Below are 21,963 nucleotides of genomic sequence, written 5' to 3' on the forward strand. Positions count from 1 at the left end.
AACTCCTTAAGTTGCCCATTTTCGTTCGAGCTTTCTAGAAAAGCGTGATAATGGGAAACAAATACAAAAGTACATAAGGAATATAATTCCGTATATCCAGAATGAAGCCGATGGATATTCCAGGTTATTTACCTCTATAATTTGCTGTCCTACTTTAATTACTTCGATTACGCCAATCATTGTTAACAAAGCAGTTGTTTTAATCATCCGCGTTATTAAATTGATCATCGGTGGAATTGATCGTTTCGTTGCTTGGGGGATAAGCACATAACGATACATCTGTACTGGACTTAGCCCCAGAGCTTTACTCGATTCTACTTGATGTTTTGGCAGTGAGATGATTGCTCCACGCACAATATCGCTCATTTCGGCTGTCCCCCATAAACTAAAGACAATAAGCGCAACTACCTCTGAACTTAGATTGATGTCGAAATTGGCGGGAACAATATAATAGATGACAAATAACCAAACTAAAATCGGTATGATCCGAAACAACTCCAAATAAATTCTGAATGGAAGCTGAACCAGTTTATTTTTCGATGTTCTAATAACGCCTATAATGATTCCAACTACAATAGAAATAACCACAGCTATTGAAGCGACACGCAAAGTAACGAGAAGACCCAATAACAATCGTTGCAAATTTATACCTTCGAAAAGGATACTAATTCCCGAATTCAGCATGTCGAACTCTCCTTTCCAGCCAGGTTAAAAATATTGTTAAAGGAAGCAAAATAATTAAATATCCAACAACCAACATGAATAAAGCTTCGTTTGTTTTGTAAAAAATGCCCATTAGGTTTTTTGTAGTGTTTGTCAGCTCTAAAATGGCAATGCCACTAAATACGGATGTTTCCTTTAAAAGGAAAATACAATTTGCACTAAAGCCGGGAACACTATAGGAAAATGCTTGAGGGATAATTACGTAACGCATTAACTGTAAATTACTAAGTCCAATGGCTTTACCCGTCTCAACTTGGGATTTCGCAACAGCTTCCATCCCCGATCGGAATACCTCAGCCATATAACTCCCTCCCAAAAACGTCAATCCGATAATTCCGCAAACTTCCCCACTTAAAGTGATTCCTACCTTTGGCAGTCCATAGTATAAAAAGAATAATTGAATTAATAGCGGCGTATTTCGTGCTATTTCTAAATAGACCTGGACAATGTTGCTTAATGCTTTTATCTTGAAATACTGAATTATACTGCAAATCAACCCTACCAAAATCGCAAACACTATCCCGATAAATGCAAGTTTCAGCGTTAACCATAGTGCCGTTTTATAGTGAGGGAGTACATCAATCATATATTGCCAATCAAATGTCAAATTCACCACCAACTAACAATTAATTATTTACTAGAATCTGTTGACCAGGCTGTAGTGTGTCGACACCTTCAATTTCAACAGTTTCTGGATATTTCAGTCCCAATCCGGTATTTAAACAGACAACATGTTCGTCTTCTTGAATCCAACCTTGCTCTCGCAATGTTTTGGCTGCCGCAAATGTTGCCGCACCTTCTGGACAAATGAAGTTTCCTTCCAATGAAGCCACCTGTTTTTGGGCTTCTAATAATGCTTCTTCAGAAATTGCGATGGCACACCCATCTGTTGCATAAATTCCTTCCAATACCAAGAAATCACCCAATGCTTTCGGTACGTTGATACCAAATGCACATGTAGTTGAATTCTCAAAGAAGACAGATTCTTTTTCTCCTTTTTTCCATGCATCAACAATTGGTGCACAACCTTCCGCTTGGACAGCTACCAAACGTGGGAATTTCCCTTTTTCGATCCAGCCCAATTCCTGCATCTCCAAGATTGCTTTGTAGATTCCGATGATGCCTACACCACCGCCAGTCGGGTATAAAATTACATCCGGCACTTTCCAGCCGAATTGTTCCACTATTTCATATCCCATAGTCTTTTTACCTTCAATACGATAAGGCTCTTTTAATGTGGAAGCATCATAGACTCCTTGATTTTGGACCAAGCTTGCCACAACTTTCCCAGCATCACTGATTAGACCGTTAATTAAATGCAAGTCGCCACCAGAAATGTAAACTTCTTTTCTCGTAATTTCAGGTGCATCCAGTGGCATAACAATTGTCGCTTTGATATTTGCTTTCGCTGCATATAATGCCCAGGCAGCTCCAGCATTTCCGTTCGTCGGCATGGCCAGTTGTTTAACGCCTAGTTCCTTCGCTTTGGAGATACCGACACTGGCACCTCTTGTTTTAAAAGATCCTGTCGGGATGACGCCTTCATCCTTGATATATAAATTATTTAGTCCATAAACCGCACCAAGTGTCGGGAGCTTTTCAAACGGGGTCATCCCTTCCCCTAACGATATAACGTCGGCTTCGTTGTGTACCGGCAGTACCTCATGATATTTCCATAAAGTATTTGGACGAGCCGTTATTTCTTCAGGGGAAACATTGGCTTTGACTTTTTCCAAATCATAACGCACTAATAAAGGCGAACCACATTGGCACAATTGTTGAATTTTATTTTCCTCATATGTTTCGCCGCATTTTGGGCATTCTAAATGAGATACATAACTAAATTTTTTCATCACATTTCCTCCAATACGAAAAAAGGCAGCAATTCGCCCTACATGGTAATAGAACGATTGCAGCCTTTGGTTTTCCAATCAGCTTTTATATGAAACTAAGATAATCTTAATATCAGTTTTCCGATAAGTCAACTATGTTTTAGTACTTTTCTAACTTTTCACACTATAACTGTCAATGACAATCAATAAGCGATAAACAGAAAAGCCAGCGATAATTAAATTACCGCCGGCTCTAAAACATTTATTATATATCAGGCAGCATTAGCTCCCTTTTTTTAGTAAAGTATTTTGTTGATGCCTTAAAAGAGTTAGAATTTCGTCCGCTGTACTAGCGATTTTCAATATACCGCGTTGCTCTTCCTTAATAAAGCCCTCTTCCATCATTTTATCAAAATGCATAATAAGGGCATCATAGAAACCATCAATATTATATAAAATAACCGGGTTATGGTGTAAGCCGATTTGAGCCCAAGTAAAGGCCTCAAAATATTCATCTAGTGTGCCGCAACCACCCGGTAAAGCAATGTATGCATCCGAAAGATCGATCATTTTCTTTTTTCGGACATGCATCGATTCAACAAAATGAATTTCCGTTAAGTGCAAATGGGCAATTTCACGCTGTTGTAAATGCTCGGGCATAATACCGATGACGCTTCCACCGTGAGCCAATGCAGCATCGGCAACTGCACCCATCAAACCTATATTCGAACCGCCATAGACAATACCCATGTTGGATTTTGCCAATGTTACACCAAGTTCTTTTGCCTTTTCTATATAGATAGTCTTTTTCCCTGTCTGAGAACCACAGTAAATCGCAACATTCATTTTAATTCCCCCAATAATCCATTTTGATATACTACAAGTATACTTCGTAATTATTAATACTTTGTTAAAAAGGAGAACCTCTTATGAAAATTTTCCCACTAGGTGTTGGTGGTGCTTTCACAAAAAGCAACTATCATAATAACTATATCATTGAACTCGACAATAAATTCCTGTTGATTGATGCAGGAACAACTCTAAGAAATAGTCTACCAGCGGCTAGCTTTAATTATTTGGCGATTGATTACGTCTTTATTTCGCACCTTCATTATGACCATGTCGGCGGTTTGGAAGAGTTAGTCATGTCCCGGTTCTGGCAATTTGAAAATGGCCGGCATTCCCCTTTAAAAACAACCATCATCGTTCATGAAAAGCTTGTTGCCCTTTTAAAGAATTACCTTGGAAATAGCTTAGATAATCAAGGACGCACTGTGGATGACTTTTGTGACTTTATTTTACTGAAGGATGGTATGCCCTTCACCATTGGAAAATACTCCTTTTCCGTGATTGATACAACCAATTTCCATGCGGATGGCTTAATCAGTGCCGGTTTTAAATTATCATCTGAAAGTGCGAATATTGTTTTTTCAGGAGATATAAAAAATTTAGTGGCTGCAAACCTGGTACAGCACGTTGATGAAAATACCGTTGCAATCTTTCAAGATGTAAGTTTCACATTTAATGGTGTCCACGCGACACTCGAAGAAGTGCTTGATTATTATCCGGTATCGTTCCACGAGATAATTTATGCTATGCACTATAACGATAATGCTGAAGATTATAAAGAAGAGATACAAGCGGCCAAGATACGGCTTGTGAAGATGCAGGAAGTGCTCGAAATAATTTAGGATAAAATAGCACTATGCTAACAAACAGTGCTTTAGTCTGTTTACAAACGCTTTCATCCTGCGTTGGTTGTCTCGTTCGTCCCCTCATGAACGTTTTGTTCTATTCGGGTCTTCACTCGACTGCCCGCCTTGTCTGCCAAGCGTTTTCAAGACAGTCTGGGTAATTTTTATTGAAGGAAATAGACTAAAAAAACGTGTAGACAAAGTCGAAGATCGACTTTGTCTACACTCTGAAGCACTGTGCTAACAACCAGCGCTTTTCCCCTTTTTAAGTTTAACAAAACTAGTTTTCTTTGATTAAATTATACGTAATGCATAATGGTTTATTTGAACGGGGATCGTTGCCAATGACTGCATCGATATTAAAAACCTTTTTTAACACTTCGGGTGTCATCACTTCCTCTGGTTTGCCTGCCTTCACCAATTTCCCTCTTTCAAGGGCAATCATGTAATTCGAGAACCTTGCTGCATGATTTAAATCATGCAATACCATTACGATGGTCCGCTTTTCTTTTTCATTCAAGCTTTGAAGCAACTCCAGCACCTCTAGCTGGTGTGCCATGTCGAGATAGGTGGTCGGTTCATCCAAAAAGATGATATCCGTATTTTGGGCAAGAGCCATTGCAATCCAAACGCGCTGCTTTTGTCCCCCTGAAAGCTCGTCCACATAATGATTTCTTAATTCATTGGTATTCGTTGATTTCAGTGCCCAATCAATAATTTCCTTATCTTTCTTAGTTAAATTTCCAAAGCCTGATTGATATGGGAAACGGCCATATGAAACCAATTCTTCAACCAATAACCCCGAAGCACTATCCTGCGTTTGCGGCAGAATAGCTAATTCTTTAGCTAGTTCTTTTGTATTCCTCTTCTGAATCTCGGAACCATCCAGCAAAATCCGCCCTTTTTGATGTGGGATAATTCTTGTCATTGCCTTTAGCAATGTTGATTTGCCACAACCATTAGAACCGATAATTGTCGTGATTTGGCTATCGGGAATGCCAATTGTTAAGCCGTTGACAATCACTTTCTTGTCATAGCCAACTTCAACATTACTGACGTTCATTCGCATCTATTAATCAACTCCTGTATTCCTGCAGTAAATAACAATCGTCTCATTCAAACTGTTGTACCAAATTATCTTTTCCAATTCGGATATCAATAATAAGAGTAAACGTTCTAATTAGGTTTTCGAACTAGATTATGCTAGAATTTCTGTTATTTATCAGGACACCTCATGGAAGGATAATGGCGACCCGGATACTAATCGTCCTTCATTTCCTTGCAGGAATTCCATGATTCTAACGGAACGTTCAACTTAGAGCCTGGCAACTAAAAAAGGTGTCCCCTTGTAATAGGAGACACCTTTATACATATCTTATTTACGTAAATGACTTGTCTGTTCCAGCATGTACGCAATGCGTTCAACAATGCTTTCAATTTGTTGAGGGTTTTTCATTAAATCGTAATCGTTGATGTCTAAGCGCAATACCGGACATGAATTGAAGTTGTTGATCCAGTTGTCATAGCGTTCATGCATTTCAATCCAGTAATCATTAGGCGTTTGTTGTTCCATCTCGCGCCCACGCTCCTGGATACGGCCAATAATATTATCGATGGGTCCTTCTAAATAGACAAGTAAATTTGGATGTGGGAAGTATGGTGTCATGACCATTGCATCAAATAGATTTGTATAAGTTTCGTAATCTATTGGGTTCATTGTCCCTTTGTCGTAATGCATTTTTGCGAAAATACCGGTATCCTCGTAAATTGAGCGGTCTTGAATAAAACCACCCCCGTATTCAAAAATACGTTTCTGTTCCTTGAAACGTTCAGCAAGGAAGTAAATTTGCAAATGGAAGCTCCATTTTTCGAAATCATCATAGAACTTGTCCAAATATGGATTTGTATCTACTTTTTCATATGAAGTACGGAAGTTTAAAGCTTCTGCAAGTGCTTTTGTCATTGTTGACTTTCCGACCCCAACCGTCCCAGCGATGGTAATCACTGTATTGGATGGAATGTTATATTTTTCTCGTAAATTCATTCTATGTGTGAACTCCTTTGTTGTAGCTTATCTTCTACTAATTTTAATACCTTCTTGAGATCTTCCGGATTTTTTACAAAGTCTATTTGGTCACCATTTAACTGAATAACCGGAATATCAGGATGCATCACTTCAAAACGCTGGATAAATTCATGGTAATCAGCCGCTAGTTGCTCTATGTAATCACGCGTAATCATCTTTTCAAATTCTCTTCCACGCATCGCAATTCGATCCATTAATGTATCTAAACTGGCATGTAAATATACCACCATATTTGGCCGTGGCATATCTGCTGTTAAAATGTTATAAATCGCCTCGTACTTTTCATATTCGGATGGCTTCAACGTCCGCTTTGCGAAAATCAGGTTTTTGAATACATGGTAATCTGCAACGACAGGTGACCCTGTTTCTATAATATGTTTCTTTATATCGCTAAGTTGTTTGTATCGATTGCAAAGGAAGAACATCTCCGTTTGAAAGCTCCACTCTTCAATATCTTCATAGAACTTTCCTAGAAACGGGTTTTCATCCACGATTTCTTTTAATAGATGGTATTCAAAGGCGTTAGATATCGCGTTGGATAGCGAAGTTTTCCCTACACCTATTGGACCTTCTACTGTAATAAATGGGACAGCCACGAGAAGTCCCTCCTTCAAGTCTAAATTCGTCAATGCTATTCATTTTATCATATGAGCTTGTCGAAAAACAGAGACAGCAATTGAATAAAATAAGGAATTATTATAAAGCCTCTGCCATAAAAGGGTGGATATTAATTATTATCTCCAACATTCAACCCTCGTCATAAGTTCTTTTTTCCATACTGCCATGTTAAACTATCAAGCAAGGAGAGATGAATGTGGAACTTTTTGAACGAGATCGAAAATATATGCTAGAAGCATTGAAAGAAGCAAAAAAGGCACAAGCCCTGGGAGAGGTGCCCATTGGTGCCGTAGTTGTTTATCAAGATGAGATTATCGGACGAGCGCATAATTTACGGGAAACCTCGCAGAATGCTGTCACACATGCAGAATTAATGGCGATACAACAGGCTTGCCGAGAAATTGGAAGTTGGCGGTTAGAGGAAACGACTATGTATGTCACATTGGAACCGTGTCCAATGTGTGCCGGGGCCATTTTGCAATCTCGCATCCCCCGCGTAGTGTATGGAGCTAGAGATATAAAGGCAGGCTGTGTTGACTCTTTGTACCGCTTACTAAATGATTCACGTTTTAACCATGAATGCGAAGTGACGGAAGGCGTTTTAGCAGAAGAATGCGGGGAAATGCTGACAAGTTTTTTCCGTGCGATTCGAGACAGAAAAAAGGTCGAAAAACAGGAACGAAAGCGTTTGGCACAAGAGGAGGGGGATCATGCGATTTAGCAAACTGAAGAAGAGTCTAGAAGGGTTTCTATGTGAATCCTTAAAAAAACGGGTAGAATTGCATGCTGCAGTATATCGCCAAGCACATGACTCTCCATCACGCGTTTGGTTAACTTTTGACAAAGTGCAAATTTTCAGTGCTGCGGATCTCTCATTTTCAGTACAGCACTTTAACCGAGAACAAGAATTAGTAGAACAGTTCGAGTTAAAGCCCATTCCATATAATTCTGATTGGGAAGTGATGTTTCTTTCACCCGAACGGAAAGCTTTAATCGCGGCATCAGACCAAGCGGAAGAAGAATTGCACCGAGATAGAGTTTGGGCTAGCTGGCATTTATATGCCTCCCTCCTAAAATACTTAAACTTATCGATAGAGGAAGCATTGACTTCAGAATATCCGTTGGTTCGAGCATTCGCTTTATTTGATCGCCGGGTTGGGAAGCGCCGACTTTTAAATATGGAGCACTTCACTCATTCAATAGAGGAGAAGTTTTTCCATATCCGATGTAAGGTTGAAGGGTTGAATAAAACGAACTAGTTCATAGATGCATAAATGTTCGACAATTCCAGTGTATGGTGCGAGGAATATAAAAAGCCGATACGATTACAAATAAGCCACAATAACAACCGAACCAGTCTATTAAAGCTTTCTATCGGTCAAATCAATGTTGATTTTTTCGATTTGCCGCATAACTATTCTATGTAAGTCACATACTTGCTACTTCCCTTCCCTTCAATGTAATAAAGAATCTAATTGTAATGCTCCCCGTAATGCCACAGCTAGGGATAATCAAACAAACGAAAAAGGGACCAATCCTAAGATTAGTCCCCTCCAGTCATTTCTAGTTAAACTTCTTCATAAATTTCTCTAACCGGTCCATTCCCTTTTGCAGCACTTCCAGAGGCTGTGCAAAGGACAATCGAATGTAGCCTTCACCATATTGGGAGAATGCACTTCCCGGAACAGTTGCCAGCTCTTGCTCTTTTAGCAGATCTAGACAGAAATCAAATGAAGCCATGTTCGTTTTTTTTATGGACGGGAAAATATAAAACGCACCTGCTGGTTTTACAACATCTAAGCCCATCGTTATGAGTCTTTCATATACATAATCTCTACGCACTTTGTATTCTTCCTTCATGGCTAGTGGATCATTGACACCATCCGTTAAGGCTGCAAGTGCTGCATACTGACTAATGCTTGATGCACAGCTAATATAGTAGCCGTTCAACTTCGTCATTTCCTTTGTTAAATAACTTGGAGCCAACGTATAACCAATACGCCAGCCTGTCATGGAATGGGACTTTGATACACCGTTGATAACGATTGTTTTATGACGCATACCTTCAAAAGAGGTAATCGATTTATGGGCGTTTTCATAAGTCAACTCACTATAAATTTCATCCGAGATAATAAAAATCTCTTTCTCTTTTAATAACAAGGCAATTTTTTGTAGTTCAGCCTCTTCAATAATCGTCCCCACCGGGTTGCATGGTGATGGAAGAATAATGCATCTTGTTTTCTCTGTAATATGTTTTTCGATTAATGCGGCAGTCAAGACAAAACCAGTCTCCTCTGTATCCACACAAACGGGGATCGCCCCGCAAAGCTCAATGAGCGGTATATAACCAGGATAAGCAGGCGCCGACAATATCACTTCGCATCCTTCTTCCAAGATCGTTCTCAAGGCAATTGTGAGGGCACCTGAAGCACCATGGGTCACAATGATTTCATCTTGCGGATTATAGGAGAGTCCGTATTGGGAATCGTAAAATGCCCCGATAGCTTTTCGCAATTCTACTATTCCTGCATTCGGCGTATAAGATGTAAAATTTTGATCAATCGCTAGTTTTGCCTTTTCTTTTATATGGGTTGGTGTTGGAAAATCTGGTTGGCCGATTGTTAAGTTAATTGCATTTGGATAGTCTACCAGCATATTTGTAAACTTTCGAATCCCAGAAAGCTCTATTTTCTTTAAGTTCTTATAAATTAAATGTTCCATTCTTTATCCCCTTCTGTTGAACTTTTTATCTCTTATATTACCTGGCACTTATTGAAAAGCCTTATGGAGAAGCTTTATTAGCACTTTTGAAGGTAATAAAGTCATCCACTTTCCAAACCTCTCAACTTTCCTTACTTTCATCTTACAATATTTAAAGAAATATTTTCACACTTTACTACAATAAAATCCTACTATCTTTATTTCCTTTCTATTTAGTTTTCACTAACTATTTATTATCGAAATAATAGTCTTCCTAACGACATATTATGCATCGTAATTACTTTTCACTTATTTTTCAAACTAATATGAAAGGGGAACGTTCAATGAAAATGTTAACAAAAATATCAAATACGATTATGGAAAGGTACTTGCCGGATCCGTATATATTCGTTGCCATTTTGACGGTACTTGTTTTCCTACTGGGAGTCATACTGACACCAAGCTCACCCATGGAAATGGTTGTATTTTGGGGGGATGGGTTCTGGGGATTACTCTCTTTTACAATGCAAATGGTCATCGTGTTGGCCGCTGGACATGTATTGGCTAACAGCCCGGTCTTTAAAAAATTTCTATTTTCCATTGCAAGTAGGATCAATAGGCCTTCAAGTGCAATTATTATTGTATCATTCGTTTCGCTTGCAGCCTGTTGGATTAACTGGGGCTTTGGGTTAGTCATTGGTGCATTATTTGCCAAAGAGATTGCTCGCCACGTGAAAAAAGTTGATTATCGATTATTAATTGCCAGCAGCTATTCCGGTTTTATTATTTGGCATGGTGGTTTAGCCGGTTCCATTCCTCTTTCCGTTGCAACAGAGGGGCATCCATTTGCCGGCATTATGGGAGTCGTACCAACTACTGATACGATTTTTACGCCTTATAATTTGTTTATTGTCATTGCCATAGGGTTTACATTACCTTTCTTTAACCGTTGGATGATGCCCAAAGAGGAGGATGTAGTCGAGGTCGACCCAGCTTTGTTGGTTGAAGAGGAGCAAAAATTCCTTCCTGCCGAGAAGACTTTTGCTTCATGGACTGAAAAAAGTTCCTTGTTAACGATTTTAATCGGACTTATTGGCCTTTCATATTTAATTCATCACTTTGCAACAAAGGGATTTGTACTTGATTTGAATATCGTCAATACAATTTTCATCATTTTGGGGATAATTTTGCATGGCACGCCTGAGCGTTTCCTGGCCGCTGCTCAAGCCGCCATAAAAACAACAGCTGGAATCGTGTTCCAGTTCCCGTTCTATGCCGGGATTATGGGGATGATGACAGTATCCGGGTTAGCCGGTGTTTTATCGGAATGGTTTATAAATATTTCCAATGATTTCACATTCTATTTATTTACATTTTTTTCCGCCGGGCTAGTTAACTTTTTTGTTCCTTCCGGTGGTGGTCAATGGGCCGTGCAAGCACCAATTATGTTGGATGCAGCCCAATCGCTTGGAGCAGATTATGCAAAAACAGCGATGGCAATTGCATGGGGAGATGCTTGGACAAATATGATTCAACCATTTTGGGCATTGCCAGCACTAGCGATTGCTGGACTCAAAGCAAAAGATATTATGGGCTTCTGTTTATTCGTACTGCTATTTACCGGCGTGATAATCAGCATCGGCTTTTTATTCTTTTAATAACTAAAGGGACGGCACATTTAAAATGCCGTCCACCTTCATTATTTAGGTGCAATAACTTCTTTCCCACCCATATATGGTCTTAACACTTCCGGAATGACTACACTTCCATCCGCTTGTTGGTAATTTTCTAAAAGTGCCGCCACCGTACGGCCAATTGCAAGACCAGAACCGTTCAATGTGTGTACAAATTCCGGCTTAGCCCCTTGTTCACGGCGGAAACGAATATTTGCACGGCGCGCTTGGAAATCTTCAAAGTTTGAACAAGATGAAATTTCGCGGTACATTTCCTGTGTTGGCATCCATACTTCTAAGTCGTATTTTTTTGCAGCTGTGAAACCAAGGTCCGAAGTATTCATTAATAGTTTACGGTAAGGCAGACCCAATAATTGCAAAACTTTTTCGGCATGGCCTGTTAATTTCTCCAATTCATCATAAGAGTCTTCAGGTTTTACAAAGCGCACCAACTCCACTTTGTTAAATTGATGTTGGCGGATTAAACCACGTGTATCTCGACCTGCAGATCCTGCTTCAGAACGGAAACAAGAGCTATAGGCAGCAAACCCTTTAGGCAGAATTTCACCGTCGATAATTTCATCGCGATAGAAATTTGTTACAGGCACTTCAGCTGTTGGTATCATAAAGTAATCTGTATCTGCCAATTTGAAGACATCCTCTTCGAACTTCGGCAATTGCCCTGTACCTGTTAAACTTTCACGGTTTACAATTACTGGAGGCAACATTTCTTCATAGCCATGTTCCTCAGCATGCAAATCCATCATAAAGCTCATTAACGCACGTTCCAAGCGGGCGCCTAAACCACGGTAGAATACAAAACGGCTACCTGTTACTTTACCAGCACGTTCAAAGTCGACAATTTGCAGGTCTGTTGCTAGATCCCAATGTGGTTTTGCTTCGAAATTGAAGTTTGGAAGTTCACCCCATTTAAGCACTTCCACATTATCATCTTCTGTCTCTCCGACTGGAACAGATTCATGTGGAATATTCGGCAAACGCATCATCATATAATCAAATTTCTCTTCCACTTCACGAAGCTCGTTATCCAATTGTTTAATTTCTTCTCCCACTTCACGCATACGGGCAATGACTTCATCTGCATTCTCTTTATTTCGCTTCATAATTGAAATTTGTTCTGATACTTTATTTCGCTCCGCTTTCAGCACTTCCGTTTTTGCGATTAATTCACGGCGTTTTGCATCCAACGCTTCAAACTCATCAATATTCCCTAAATCTTCATTACGTGTTAGAAGAACTCTTTTTACTTCTTCATAATTATCACGTACACGTTTAATATCCAGCATCTTGATTCCTCCATTTATTTATTTGTATTGATACCATTGTTACCCCGAACACTTCACCGTATTAGAGAAATAAAACACAAAAAAGCCCTCATCCCCATAAAGGGACGAGAGCTACCCGCGTTGCCACCCTAATTGATTAGAAAAATGTCTAATCCACTTATCTCATAACGGCATTTCAACCGGCAAAAGCCTACTGCGAATTCAGCTTAAGCAACTCAAGGACGGATTCACAAGTGTTTCTATCAGCTTCCACCACCCGCTGACTCTCTAAAAAAAATGTGCTTGCTACTACTTCCTATCATCGATGTTATCAATATCCTATTCGCCATATGCGAACTAAATTACCCATAATGTACTATATGCGGTTTGTTTTTGCAAGTGTAGACGGATGAATTTCTTTCGCCATTTCAATAAAGTATTCCATGAGACGTGTATCTCCCGTCAGTTCTGGATGGAACGAACATCCTAAATATTGCCCTTGTTTTGCTAAAACTATACGTCCATCATATTCTGCCAAAATTTCAACACCTGGTCCAACTGAAACGATATGTGGCGCCCGGATAAATACCGCTGGAATGTCTTTGCCAACCTTTTCTATCGATATTTCCACTTCAAAACTGTCCACCTGTCTGCCAAAGGAATTGCGTTCCACGACAACATCCATCAGCTTTAAATGTGCTTCTTCACAACCGACAATTTCTTTTGCCAACAAAATTAGCCCCGCACACGTCCCAAACATCGGAACCCCTTTTTTAGCTAGTGAACGAACGGGTTCCAATAACCCATAACGGTCCAATAGTTTTCGCATCACTGTACTTTCCCCGCCAGGCAACACCAATCCTTTTAAACCCGGTAAATCATTCATGGACTTCACTTCTATCGCTTCGCATCCCAGCGTCTGTATTTGACGGACATGTTCCCGGACTGCTCCCTGTAATGCTAGAACGCCAATTTTCATATTACCAACCTCGTTCCTGCATACGTTCACTTTCAGGCAAGGTTGAAATCTCAATTCCTTTCATCGGGCTGCCAAGTTCTTTTGAAATCTCGGCAATCAACTGATAGTCCTTATAGTTTGTTGTCGCTTCAACAATAGCGCGGGCAAATTTTTCAGGGTTTTCGGATTTGAATATACCCGAACCAACAAACACTCCATCTGCCCCTAATTCCATCATCAATGCTGCATCAGCGGGAGTTGCTATTCCTCCGGCTGCAAAATTGACCACTGGCAGTCGTCCCAATCGTTTAATTTCAACCAGCAGTTCATAAGGTGCACCTAAAACCTTTGCCTCAGTCATTAGTTCATCTTCACTTATCCCTGTTACACTCCGGACTTGTGCATTCACTTTTCGTATATGCCTCACAGCTTCAACGATATTTCCGGTGCCCGGCTCTCCTTTAGTACGGAGCATTGAGGCCCCTTCCCCGATACGCCGTGCAGCTTCACCAAGATCTCGGCACCCACAAACAAAAGGTACCGTATAGTCCCTTTTTAATAAATGAAATTCTTCATCAGCTGGTGTTAATACTTCACTTTCATCAATATAATCAACACCCATAGCTTCTAAGACACGCGCTTCTACAATATGACCGATGCGTGCCTTGGCCATTACCGGAATCGATACAGCATTCATCACCTCTTCAACAATAAGTGGATCGGCCATTCGTGCCACGCCTCCCGCTTTTCGTATATCGGATGGTACACGTTCCAAAGCCATGACCGCAACCGCCCCTGCTGCTTCTGCAATTTTTGCTTGCTCCGCATTAATAACATCCATAATGACTCCGCCTTTTTGCATTTCTGCCATTCCACGTTTTACTCTGTCTGTACCGACTTGTCTCATGTAAAATTTCCCCTCCACTACTTTGATGTATTCAAGTATAATGAAAGTTGACCATATAAAAAGAGTCAATATAAGTTAAATTCACCAGGTCACTTAGGAGGCAAGCTTTATGGAAATGCTAATCTTTGAGCTAGAGAAAAATAGCAAAAAGCCTTTATATGAACAACTCTATATGGGAATGAAAGAAGCCATTATTACAAAGCAAATCGAAGTCGGCACAAAATTGCCATCCAAGCGGAAACTTGCCGAATTTTTGAATATTAGCCAAACAACAGTCGAAATCGCTTATGGGCAATTACTCGCAGAAGGCTATATTGCTTCAAAACCGCGAATAGGGTTCTTCGTTGAAGAAATTGATGAACTTCCCTTTATTGAAAATAAACAAGCGAAAATACCTGCTGAAAACCATTTGAAAGTTGTCGAGCCTTATAAGTATATTTTTCATCCCGGTAGGATCGATACAGAATCCTTTCCTTTTGCCATTTGGAGGAAGTATGCAAAGGATCTATTTGATTACCCTTCCAAGGAGTATCTCCAAGTGGGCGAACCTCAAGGGGAGTATGAACTTCGGTTAGAAATTGCTAATTACTTGTATCAATCAAGGGGGATTATTTGTAATCCGGAGCAAATTGTTATTGGGTCAGGGACTGAACAATTACTGCCCATGATTTTGCGTTTAATCGGGACTGATTCAAGAATCGCCCTTGAGAATCCGGGATATTCCGCCATTCCCAGAATCCACCTTACAAGTAAGGCTGTCCCGATTGCGGTAGATGAAGACGGACTGATTGTGGATGAACTTGAAAAAACCGATGCGGATATTGTTTATATTACCCCATCGCATCAATTCCCGACAGGAGCTGTATTATCCGCTGCTAGAAGAACGCAATTATTGAATTGGGCATCCAAAACTGTTGATCGGTATATCATTGAAGATGATTATGATAGTGAATTTCGTTATATTGGAAAGCCAATCCCTGCACTACAAGGAATGGATCAAAATGAAAAGGTTATCTATTTAAGTACTTTTACGAAATCATTAATGCCTTCATTGCGTGTAGCTTATTTTGTTTTACCCCCTTCCCTTTTACCATCCTATCGGGAAATTTTCAGCTATTATTCTGCAACAGTTCCAAGGTTTGACCAACATATCCTGGCGAACTTTATGAAGGACGGCCACTTCTCAAAGCATTTAAATCGCATGCGGAAAATCTACAGAAAAAAGCACGATAGACTAACCAATGTCATAACAAGTTTTTATCCTACTGTTGGAATTACCGGTGACCATGCCGGTATGCATATTTTGATTTCGGTGCCACTAGATCAATCGGAATATGATTTAAAGCAGCTTGCAAATGATCACGGAATTGCGGTTTATCCCGTATCTGATTACTTAATAAAAGCAATTGAATATGAGCAACCGACATTTTTACTGGGATTCGGCGGTATGGCAATGGACGATATTGAACCGTCTATTCATAAGTTAATGAGCTGTTGGGGAATTAAATGAAATCAAAGAAAAGGGAAATCTCATCATCCATGAGATTTCCCTCGATATTTATCGGTCAAGTAATTGAATATTATAATTTTCAAACCATCGATCGATTTGAACTAAGTATGCAAGCAACTGCGGACCTGCCATTAACTGACCGAACCATGGCACTTTAAAAGAAGAGCCACCTGTCGTAACAAGTTGTTCCACTTGGTCTTTATCAAAAAGCTCATGTAAAATGGACTCCTTTTTATCAAGCGTAATCCTCAATAATTCCTTCACACCATTCGTGTATGCCGGGTGATATGTTTTTGGATAAGGATTCTTTTTGCGATAAAGTACTTCTTCCGGTAAAAGACCTTCCACAGCTTTACGTAACAGTCCCTTTTCCATATTTCCCACGTTCTTCATTTCCCACGGAATATTCCAAACGTATTCTACGATTCGATGATCCGCAAATGGTACTCGAACTTCCAAACTTGCTCCCATACTCATGCGATCCTTTCGTTCCAATAAAGTTTGCATGAAATAGCGCATATTTAAGTAAAATAATTGACGTTGTTTCGCAGCTTTCGGTTCTTCCCCTTCAAGCTTTGGAGAATCCTTTATAGCCTCCTCAAAGGCGTGCTTCATAAATTCCTTTAATTGCAACTTGGATTGCCATTCTTTTCTCAAGAAACTTTCACGCTCATCAGCTGATCGAATCCATGGGAAAGACTCATAATCTCGATGGAACCATGGATATCCACCAAATACTTCATCAGCACATTCGCCCGATAAAGCTACAGTATACCCCTTTTTTATTACACGGCAAGCTACCAGTAATGAACTATCAATATCCACCATACCGGGTAAATCGCGTACTATCATTGCTTCTTCTAATAAATCCACAATATCTTTTTGAGATAGAATAATATCAGTGTGGTTTGTTTTGAATTCTTGTGTCATTTTGTTTATCCAATAGCTGTCCTGTGATGTCTGGAAGTCATTTTTTTCAAAAAACTCTTCATTCCCCTCATAATCAATGGAGTAGGTTTGCAATGTACGCCCTTCTTGATTGTACGTATTAGCAGCGATAGCCGTAATAATACTTGAATCCAGGCCACCAGATAAAAACGTACATAATGGCACATCCGATACAAGTTGCCGTTTAATCGAATCTGTGACTAAATAGCGAACCTGCTCTACAGTTTCTTCAAATGTATGTTGATGCTTTTCACTTTTCACGTTCCAATATCGCCATTTTTTCAAACCCTCTTTAGAAAATTTCATCGCATACCCCGGCTCTAGCTCTTCTACTCCTTTATAGACACCGTTTCCTGGCATTCTGGATGGTCCAATACTTAAAAGTGCTGCAAGTCCTGTACGATCGATTTGAGCGGTCATATGGGGATTTGCCAGAATGGCTTTAATTTCAGAACCGAATAATAGCGCCCCCTCTTTTAATGCGTAAAAGAATGGCTTAACCCCCAGACGGTCCCGAAAGGCATAAAGCGTTTCCTCTTGTTCATCCCATACTGCAAATGCATATATCCCATTCAAATACTCGACACATTGCTCTCTCCACTCAATGAATGAAGCTAGCAGCACTTCCGTATCCGATGTTGTAGAGAAGCTGTATCCACGTTTTAAAAGCTCTTGACGAACTTCTTCCGTATTATAAAGTTCGCCATTATATACCATAGAGCAGGAGTTATTTTGATGAGATTTGATCATAGGTTGCTTTCCACCGATCAAATCGATTACAGCTAGACGACGATGCCCCAATAGCGCATGTGTGCTGGACCAAACATTGCCATCATCCGGACCTCTCTTACTTAACGTTTCTGTCATACTCTGAATAATCGCTACTTGGTTTTGTAGGGATTGTGTATAATCAATCCAACCTGTAATGCCGCACACTACTATCACGCTCCTTCAACTCCTAGCTTATGAAAAAATTGGGCGAGGTTGTTTTGTCCAGGAAAAAAAGAATTGTGACAAATTGATAATCGCTGGCACAAACTCCCCTCTAAAGCAGTTGATTGCGCTTACTTGCACAACTAAAAAAACTGTTCTATGAATTAACATCATAGAACAGTTTAAATTTAGAATAATCCGCCAACGAAACCTGTAATTCCATCCCAAACGTTCCCGAAGAAGCTACCTACTCCCTGGAAAAATAGTGAGATAAAACCGGCACGTTCAACACTACTAGTTGTCACTACATCCGTTGAAAAACTTTTGCTATCGATAAAACCATAATCTTCACCTTCTGTTTTTTCGATTACGACTTTACCAACGACTGTCCCTTTTTTAACTCCTGCTTCAAGGGATTTTTTATCAAGTTCCAATTTTGGAACGTATAAGTCCTTTTCACTTGTTTTAATCACTAGAGAAATCGGCTCTTTTACTGCGATGTCAACATCATCTTCTTTTCCTTTTGTAACAGCAAGTGTTTCATTGCCTTTAAAGACATAGTTACTTGGAACAATTTCCTGTTTCGTAAATTGTCCAAAACCATAATCAAATAACTTTGCAGCTGCATCAAAACGGGCAGTACGGACACTATCACCTTTTGAGTCTTTTGCATTCATCACTACAGCAATTAATCGCGTCCCGTTACGTTCTGCAGTTCCAGTAAAACATTGACCGGCTAAAAGTGTAGAACCTGTTTTTAAACCATCCACGCCTTGATATTCGCTTACAAGACCTGGCAACATCCAGTTCCAGTTAGCCATTTCAATTTGATCTTCTGTGCCTTCCCGGAAAGTTTTCTTTGGAATGCTGGAAGTCTCCAGAACTTCAGGATGATCTTTTAAAAGATTGTATGCAAGTTTTGCCACAGATCGTGCTGGCATTACGTTTTCATCTTCAGCTCCGGTACCTTCCGGGTGCATGCCAAAAAGATCTGCGTTGTTTAAACCAGTCGAGTTTACAAAGCTGAACCCTTCCAAACCGATTTCTTCTGCCTTTTCATTCATAAGTTTTACAAATTCTTTTTCCGAACCAGCAATTGTCTCAGCAATCCCTACTGTTGCGGCATTTGCTGAATAGATTGCCATCGCTTCATATAACTCTTGAATTGTGTATGTACCATCTGCTCGTAAAGGCACATTACTCAAAGCACGGTCTTGTGACATTTTATATGTATATTCAGTAACATGGTATTGTTGATCCCACGTGATCGTACCTTCTTTAATTGCATCCAACAAGATGTATTCAGACATCATTTTTGACATACTGGCAATGCCTAAAGAAGTGTCTGCGTTTTGTTCATATAAGATTTTCCCTGTATCTGCGTCAATTAAAATCGCTGCATCCACGTTTATCCCTAAATCTGTTTCTGCACTTGCACTTGGTGTAGCTGTCACAAATGTGCTGATTAACAGAATCGGAATCATCATAAGGCTAAACCAAGATGCTTTCTTAGCTGTTCTCACAAAAAATACCTCCAATATTTTATTTACTTTCGTCATTTTATCATAGAACGTGCAAGAAAAATATTACGTTTAGAATAGAAAATCATGGTTAATCGTACGATTTTGTTAAATTTAAGGAAATATTATAAACTACTATCCTTATAATTACTATTTTTCCTAATATATTCTCCCAATTTAGAAGAAGGCCTACTTCTTGGAAGGAGAAAAAAGCACACTTCTAACATCAAAAGCTGACGTTAAAAGTATGCTTCAGGTTCCTATTTACTAAAGTGAATAGTTAGGTGCCTCTTTTGTAATTTGTACATCATGCGGATGTGATTCCCGTAGGCCTGCGCCCGTCATACGAATAAATTGTGAATTCTCGCGCAAATTTTCTAAGTTTGCTGCTCCGCAATAACCCATTCCAGCCCGTATGCCACCAAGTAATTGATGGATTGTATCAGTTAGAGGTCCCTTATATGGAAGACGACCTTCGATTCCTTCTGGAACAAGTTTTTTTGCATCTTCTTGGAAGTAACGATCTTTTGAACCCTTTTCCATGGCTGCTAATGACCCCATTCCTCGATAAACCTTAAAACGTCGCCCTTGGAAGATTTCAGTTTCCCCAGGAGATTCTGAAGTTCCTGCTAGTAAGGAACCTAACATTACCACATGTCCTCCGGCAGCAAGAGCTTTTACGATATCACCGGAATATTTAATACCACCATCTGCTATAATTGTTTTACCCATTTCTCTAGCAACAGTTGCACAATCGTATACTGCTGTGATTTGCGGGACACCCACACCTGCTACTACACGAGTTGTGCAAATCGAACCTGGCCCAATCCCAACTTTTACGACATCTGCACCTGCTTCGTATAATGCACGAGTAGCTTCTCCAGTCGCCACATTTCCTGCGATTATCTCCAACTCAGGGAAGGCTTCACGAATCTGCTTTACCGTTTCGATAACTCCTTGTGAATGGCCATGAGCTGTATCAATAACTATAATATCAACTTGTGCTTCTACAAGCTTCGATACACGCTGCATCGTATCAGTTGAAACGCCGACTGCCGCACCTACTAACAAACGACCAAGTCCATCTTTTGCAGCATTTGGAAACTCAATTACTTTCTCAATATCCTTGATTGTAATTAACCCCGTTAACTTGCCGTTTTCATCAACAATCGGAAGTTTTTCAATTTTATATTGTTGAAGGATTTTTTCTGCTTCTTCTAATGTTGTTCCTACAGGAGCTGTAATTAGCGCCTCTTTTGTCATGACATCTTCAATTTTCAATGAATAATCTGAAATGAAACGCAAATCGCGATTCGTAATTATTCCCACCAGTGTTAAATCTTCTTCATTGTTTACAATCGGGACACCAGAAATGCGATATTTACCCATTAAATGCTCAGCGTCAAACACTTGATGCGTTGGTGTTAAGAAAAATGGGTCAGTAATTACACCATTCTCAGATCGCTTAACTTTTTCAACTTCTTCAGCTTGTTCTTCAATACTCATATTTTTATGGATAACCCCAATACCGCCCTGACGAGCCATGGCAATAGCCATTCTAGATTCAGTAACAGTGTCCATACCTGCACTGATAATCGGGATGTTCAATTTGATTTTAGGAGTTAATTGCGAAGATAAGTCCACCGTTTTTGGTAATACTTCTGAATGTGCTGGTACTAATAATACATCATCAAATGTTAAGCCTTCTTTGGCAAATTTCGTTTCCCACATTTCGTAAATGCCTCCATTTTCTTAAAGAATATTAATTGTAAGATTAACAACATGGAAACTAAGTGTCAAGGACACTTTAAAAGAAAGATTATTCCGATAATTCCGTTTAATCCATATCATTTTTACAATTAATGACTTGTAAAAATTCTATAATAAGCAACTCTATATAGTATCTGCTTCTAATAGTGATTTATTTGGACTTCATAGAAAATATGCGTTGTTAAATTTGTAAATATACTCCGCTAAATTTAACATAATTTTCCTTCATTAATTACATTATCTTACCAAAGAGCAGGAACAATTATAGAAAGTTTTCCTAGGTGTGGTTGGAATTTATATCAGAGGAATGAAGCCTTTAATTGATTGCCCTCAACAGATGGTTTCGCAGCGAAGTGAATAGCCATTAGAGACAGACTACTGGCTCAATACGCTCTCCCCGCCATTTCATACAAAATCAACCTGTCGATTAAGCAAATCCGATATATAAAGAAGTTCTTTTAAGAGAGTTAGAATGAATTAACTTTTATACTGAATGGAGATTTTAATCCATTGCAGTATTTTATTATTATTTCCATTCCCAAATTAATGATTCATCCATGCATTTTAATTTAAGTATTAACTTTTCTTCCCTAAAATTAAAAAACCCCGAAAAAATTCAGTGGTTTCTGTATGCCTAGCGATGTCCTACTCTCACAGGGGTACCCTCATCTACCTATCTGCGCTACTTTTGCGAAGTGCGATGACACGTCGGTTTTTTCGTAGTTGGCGGCCTCTTTACAATAAAAAAACCACTGATCACTCAGTGGTTTCTGTATGCCTAGCGACGTCCTACTCTCACAGGGGG

19 protein-coding genes and 1 other annotated feature are annotated in these 21,963 nt (G+C 39.5%); of the genes, 5 read left to right on the forward strand and 14 right to left on the reverse strand.

Translation table 11 applies throughout. The features are described 5' to 3' along the window. Positions 1 to 6 precede the first annotated feature (6 nt). From CD33_RS01580 to CD33_RS01595, 4 genes are all read right to left on the reverse strand, one after another. Positions 7 to 684 carry an amino acid ABC transporter permease gene (locus tag CD33_RS01580; RefSeq protein WP_036197511.1) on the reverse strand — a complete coding sequence of 226 codons (678 nt, stop codon included), beginning with the start codon at positions 682 to 684 and terminating at the stop codon, positions 7 to 9. Then, positions 665 to 1,330: an amino acid ABC transporter permease gene (locus CD33_RS01585; protein WP_088291784.1), complete on the reverse strand. Its 666-nt coding sequence runs from the start codon at positions 1,328 to 1,330 to the stop codon at positions 665 to 667. The genes CD33_RS01580 and CD33_RS01585 overlap by 20 nt, the downstream gene beginning before the upstream one ends. Positions 1,331 to 1,349: 19 nt before the next feature. Next, on the reverse strand, positions 1,350 to 2,576 hold the full coding sequence (locus CD33_RS01590) for a threonine synthase (protein ID WP_036197514.1): 1,227 nt from the start codon (positions 2,574 to 2,576) through the stop codon (positions 1,350 to 1,352). A 261-nt stretch (positions 2,577 to 2,837) separates the two neighbouring features. Next, a complete protein-coding gene (locus tag CD33_RS01595) occupies positions 2,838 to 3,401 on the reverse strand; it encodes an LOG family protein (RefSeq protein WP_036197515.1) in 564 nt (187 codons plus the stop codon). Positions 3,402 to 3,484: 83 nt separating this feature from the next. Between CD33_RS01595 and CD33_RS01600 the strand changes: the two genes are divergently transcribed. Next, positions 3,485 to 4,246, forward strand: coding sequence for an MBL fold metallo-hydrolase (locus CD33_RS01600; RefSeq protein ID WP_036197516.1), 762 nt, complete (start codon positions 3,485 to 3,487; stop codon positions 4,244 to 4,246). A gap of 283 nt (positions 4,247 to 4,529) precedes the next feature. Here the strand turns inward: CD33_RS01600 and CD33_RS01605 are convergent, their stop codons facing one another. The 3 genes from CD33_RS01605 to CD33_RS01615 form a co-directional block, all read right to left on the reverse strand. Then, the gene (locus CD33_RS01605) at positions 4,530 to 5,318 is read right to left on the reverse strand and encodes an ABC transporter ATP-binding protein (protein WP_036197518.1); all 789 of its coding nucleotides are present in this window, start codon (positions 5,316 to 5,318) and stop codon (positions 4,530 to 4,532) included. 306 nt (positions 5,319 to 5,624) lie between these two features. Continuing rightward, a complete protein-coding gene (locus CD33_RS01610; RefSeq protein WP_036197521.1) occupies positions 5,625 to 6,293 on the reverse strand; it encodes a deoxynucleoside kinase in 669 nt (222 codons plus the stop codon). After that, positions 6,290 to 6,931 carry a deoxynucleoside kinase gene (locus tag CD33_RS01615; RefSeq protein ID WP_036197524.1) on the reverse strand — a complete coding sequence of 214 codons (642 nt, stop codon included), beginning with the start codon at positions 6,929 to 6,931 and terminating at the stop codon, positions 6,290 to 6,292. The genes CD33_RS01610 and CD33_RS01615 overlap by 4 nt, the downstream gene beginning before the upstream one ends. 218 nt (positions 6,932 to 7,149) lie before the next feature. Between CD33_RS01615 and tadA the strand changes: the two genes are divergently transcribed. Together tadA and CD33_RS01625 are read left to right on the forward strand one after the other, a co-directional pair. Continuing rightward, positions 7,150 to 7,674 carry a tRNA adenosine(34) deaminase TadA gene (gene tadA / locus CD33_RS01620; protein ID WP_176400145.1) on the forward strand — a complete coding sequence of 175 codons (525 nt, stop codon included), beginning with the start codon at positions 7,150 to 7,152 and terminating at the stop codon, positions 7,672 to 7,674. After that, positions 7,664 to 8,212, forward strand: coding sequence for an SF0329 family protein (locus tag CD33_RS01625; RefSeq protein ID WP_036197529.1), 549 nt, complete (start codon positions 7,664 to 7,666; stop codon positions 8,210 to 8,212). Before tadA ends, CD33_RS01625 begins: the two co-directional genes overlap by 11 nt. A 304-nt stretch (positions 8,213 to 8,516) precedes the next feature. Here CD33_RS01625 and CD33_RS01630 read toward each other — a convergent pair whose 3' ends face one another. Beyond that, positions 8,517 to 9,674 carry an aminotransferase A gene (locus tag CD33_RS01630; protein WP_036197532.1) on the reverse strand — a complete coding sequence of 386 codons (1,158 nt, stop codon included), beginning with the start codon at positions 9,672 to 9,674 and terminating at the stop codon, positions 8,517 to 8,519. A 323-nt stretch (positions 9,675 to 9,997) separates the two neighbouring features. Between CD33_RS01630 and CD33_RS01635 the strand changes: the two genes are divergently transcribed. Continuing rightward, a complete protein-coding gene (locus CD33_RS01635; protein ID WP_036197533.1) occupies positions 9,998 to 11,311 on the forward strand; it encodes a short-chain fatty acid transporter in 1,314 nt (437 codons plus the stop codon). Between the two features lie 41 nt (positions 11,312 to 11,352). On the opposite strand, the gene serS is transcribed toward CD33_RS01635, so the two are convergent. From serS to pdxS, 3 genes are all read right to left on the reverse strand, one after another. Beyond that, positions 11,353 to 12,633: a serine--tRNA ligase gene (gene serS / locus CD33_RS01640; protein WP_036197535.1), complete on the reverse strand. Its 1,281-nt coding sequence runs from the start codon at positions 12,631 to 12,633 to the stop codon at positions 11,353 to 11,355. A 97-nt stretch (positions 12,634 to 12,730) separates the two neighbouring features. Then, positions 12,731 to 12,944, reverse strand: a binding site (T-box leader). Positions 12,945 to 12,988: 44 nt separating this feature from the next. Continuing rightward, positions 12,989 to 13,591 (reverse strand): pyridoxal 5'-phosphate synthase glutaminase subunit PdxT, encoded by a 603-nt coding sequence (gene pdxT, locus CD33_RS01645; RefSeq protein ID WP_036197537.1) that lies wholly within the window; start codon positions 13,589 to 13,591, stop codon positions 12,989 to 12,991. Between the two features lies 1 nt (position 13,592). Next, positions 13,593 to 14,477 (reverse strand): pyridoxal 5'-phosphate synthase lyase subunit PdxS, encoded by an 885-nt coding sequence (gene pdxS, locus CD33_RS01650; protein ID WP_036197538.1) that lies wholly within the window; start codon positions 14,475 to 14,477, stop codon positions 13,593 to 13,595. 109 nt (positions 14,478 to 14,586) lie between these two features. Between pdxS and pdxR the strand changes: the two genes are divergently transcribed. Further along, the gene (pdxR, locus tag CD33_RS01655) at positions 14,587 to 15,987 is read left to right on the forward strand and encodes a MocR-like pyridoxine biosynthesis transcription factor PdxR (protein WP_176400146.1); all 1,401 of its coding nucleotides are present in this window, start codon (positions 14,587 to 14,589) and stop codon (positions 15,985 to 15,987) included. Between the two features lie 48 nt (positions 15,988 to 16,035). Here the strand turns inward: pdxR and asnB are convergent, their stop codons facing one another. From asnB to guaB, 3 genes are all read right to left on the reverse strand, one after another. Continuing rightward, complete coding sequence (asnB, locus tag CD33_RS01660) at positions 16,036 to 17,871, reverse strand: asparagine synthase (glutamine-hydrolyzing) (protein ID WP_036197555.1); 1,836 nt, start codon at positions 17,869 to 17,871, stop codon at positions 16,036 to 16,038. Between the two features lie 185 nt (positions 17,872 to 18,056). Then, a complete protein-coding gene (locus CD33_RS01665) occupies positions 18,057 to 19,355 on the reverse strand; it encodes a D-alanyl-D-alanine carboxypeptidase family protein (protein ID WP_235863419.1) in 1,299 nt (432 codons plus the stop codon). Positions 19,356 to 19,655: 300 nt separating this feature from the next. Then, the gene (gene guaB / locus CD33_RS01670; RefSeq protein WP_036197541.1) at positions 19,656 to 21,119 is read right to left on the reverse strand and encodes an IMP dehydrogenase; all 1,464 of its coding nucleotides are present in this window, start codon (positions 21,117 to 21,119) and stop codon (positions 19,656 to 19,658) included. Positions 21,120 to 21,963: the final 844 nt, after the last annotated feature.

The sequence above is a fragment of the Ureibacillus sinduriensis BLB-1 = JCM 15800 genome (assembly GCF_000772955.1).
Lineage (GTDB): Bacteria > Bacillota > Bacilli > Bacillales_A > Planococcaceae > Ureibacillus > Ureibacillus sinduriensis.

Coding starts and splice junctions, on each gene's coding strand:
- CD33_RS01580 (WP_036197511.1), bottom strand. CDS start 684: ATGCTGAATTCGGGAATTAGTATCCTTTTCGAAGGTATAAATTTGCAA.
- CD33_RS01590 (WP_036197514.1), bottom strand. CDS start 2,576: ATGAAAAAATTTAGTTATGTATCTCATTTAGAATGCCCAAAATGCGGC.
- CD33_RS01595 (WP_036197515.1), bottom strand. CDS start 3,401: ATGAATGTTGCGATTTACTGTGGTTCTCAGACAGGGAAAAAGACTATC.
- CD33_RS01600 (WP_036197516.1), top strand. CDS start 3,485: ATGAAAATTTTCCCACTAGGTGTTGGTGGTGCTTTCACAAAAAGCAAC.
- CD33_RS01605 (WP_036197518.1), bottom strand. CDS start 5,318: ATGCGAATGAACGTCAGTAATGTTGAAGTTGGCTATGACAAGAAAGTG.
- CD33_RS01610 (WP_036197521.1), bottom strand. CDS start 6,293: ATGAATTTACGAGAAAAATATAACATTCCATCCAATACAGTGATTACC.
- CD33_RS01625 (WP_036197529.1), top strand. CDS start 7,664: ATGCGATTTAGCAAACTGAAGAAGAGTCTAGAAGGGTTTCTATGTGAA.
- CD33_RS01630 (WP_036197532.1), bottom strand. CDS start 9,674: ATGGAACATTTAATTTATAAGAACTTAAAGAAAATAGAGCTTTCTGGG.
- CD33_RS01635 (WP_036197533.1), top strand. CDS start 9,998: ATGAAAATGTTAACAAAAATATCAAATACGATTATGGAAAGGTACTTG.
- serS (WP_036197535.1), bottom strand. CDS start 12,633: ATGCTGGATATTAAACGTGTACGTGATAATTATGAAGAAGTAAAAAGA.
- pdxT (WP_036197537.1), bottom strand. CDS start 13,591: ATGAAAATTGGCGTTCTAGCATTACAGGGAGCAGTCCGGGAACATGTC.
- pdxS (WP_036197538.1), bottom strand. CDS start 14,477: ATGAGACAAGTCGGTACAGACAGAGTAAAACGTGGAATGGCAGAAATG.
- pdxR (WP_176400146.1), top strand. CDS start 14,587: ATGGAAATGCTAATCTTTGAGCTAGAGAAAAATAGCAAAAAGCCTTTA.
- CD33_RS01665 (WP_235863419.1), bottom strand. CDS start 19,355: ATGATGATTCCGATTCTGTTAATCAGCACATTTGTGACAGCTACACCA.
- guaB (WP_036197541.1), bottom strand. CDS start 21,119: ATGTGGGAAACGAAATTTGCCAAAGAAGGCTTAACATTTGATGATGTA.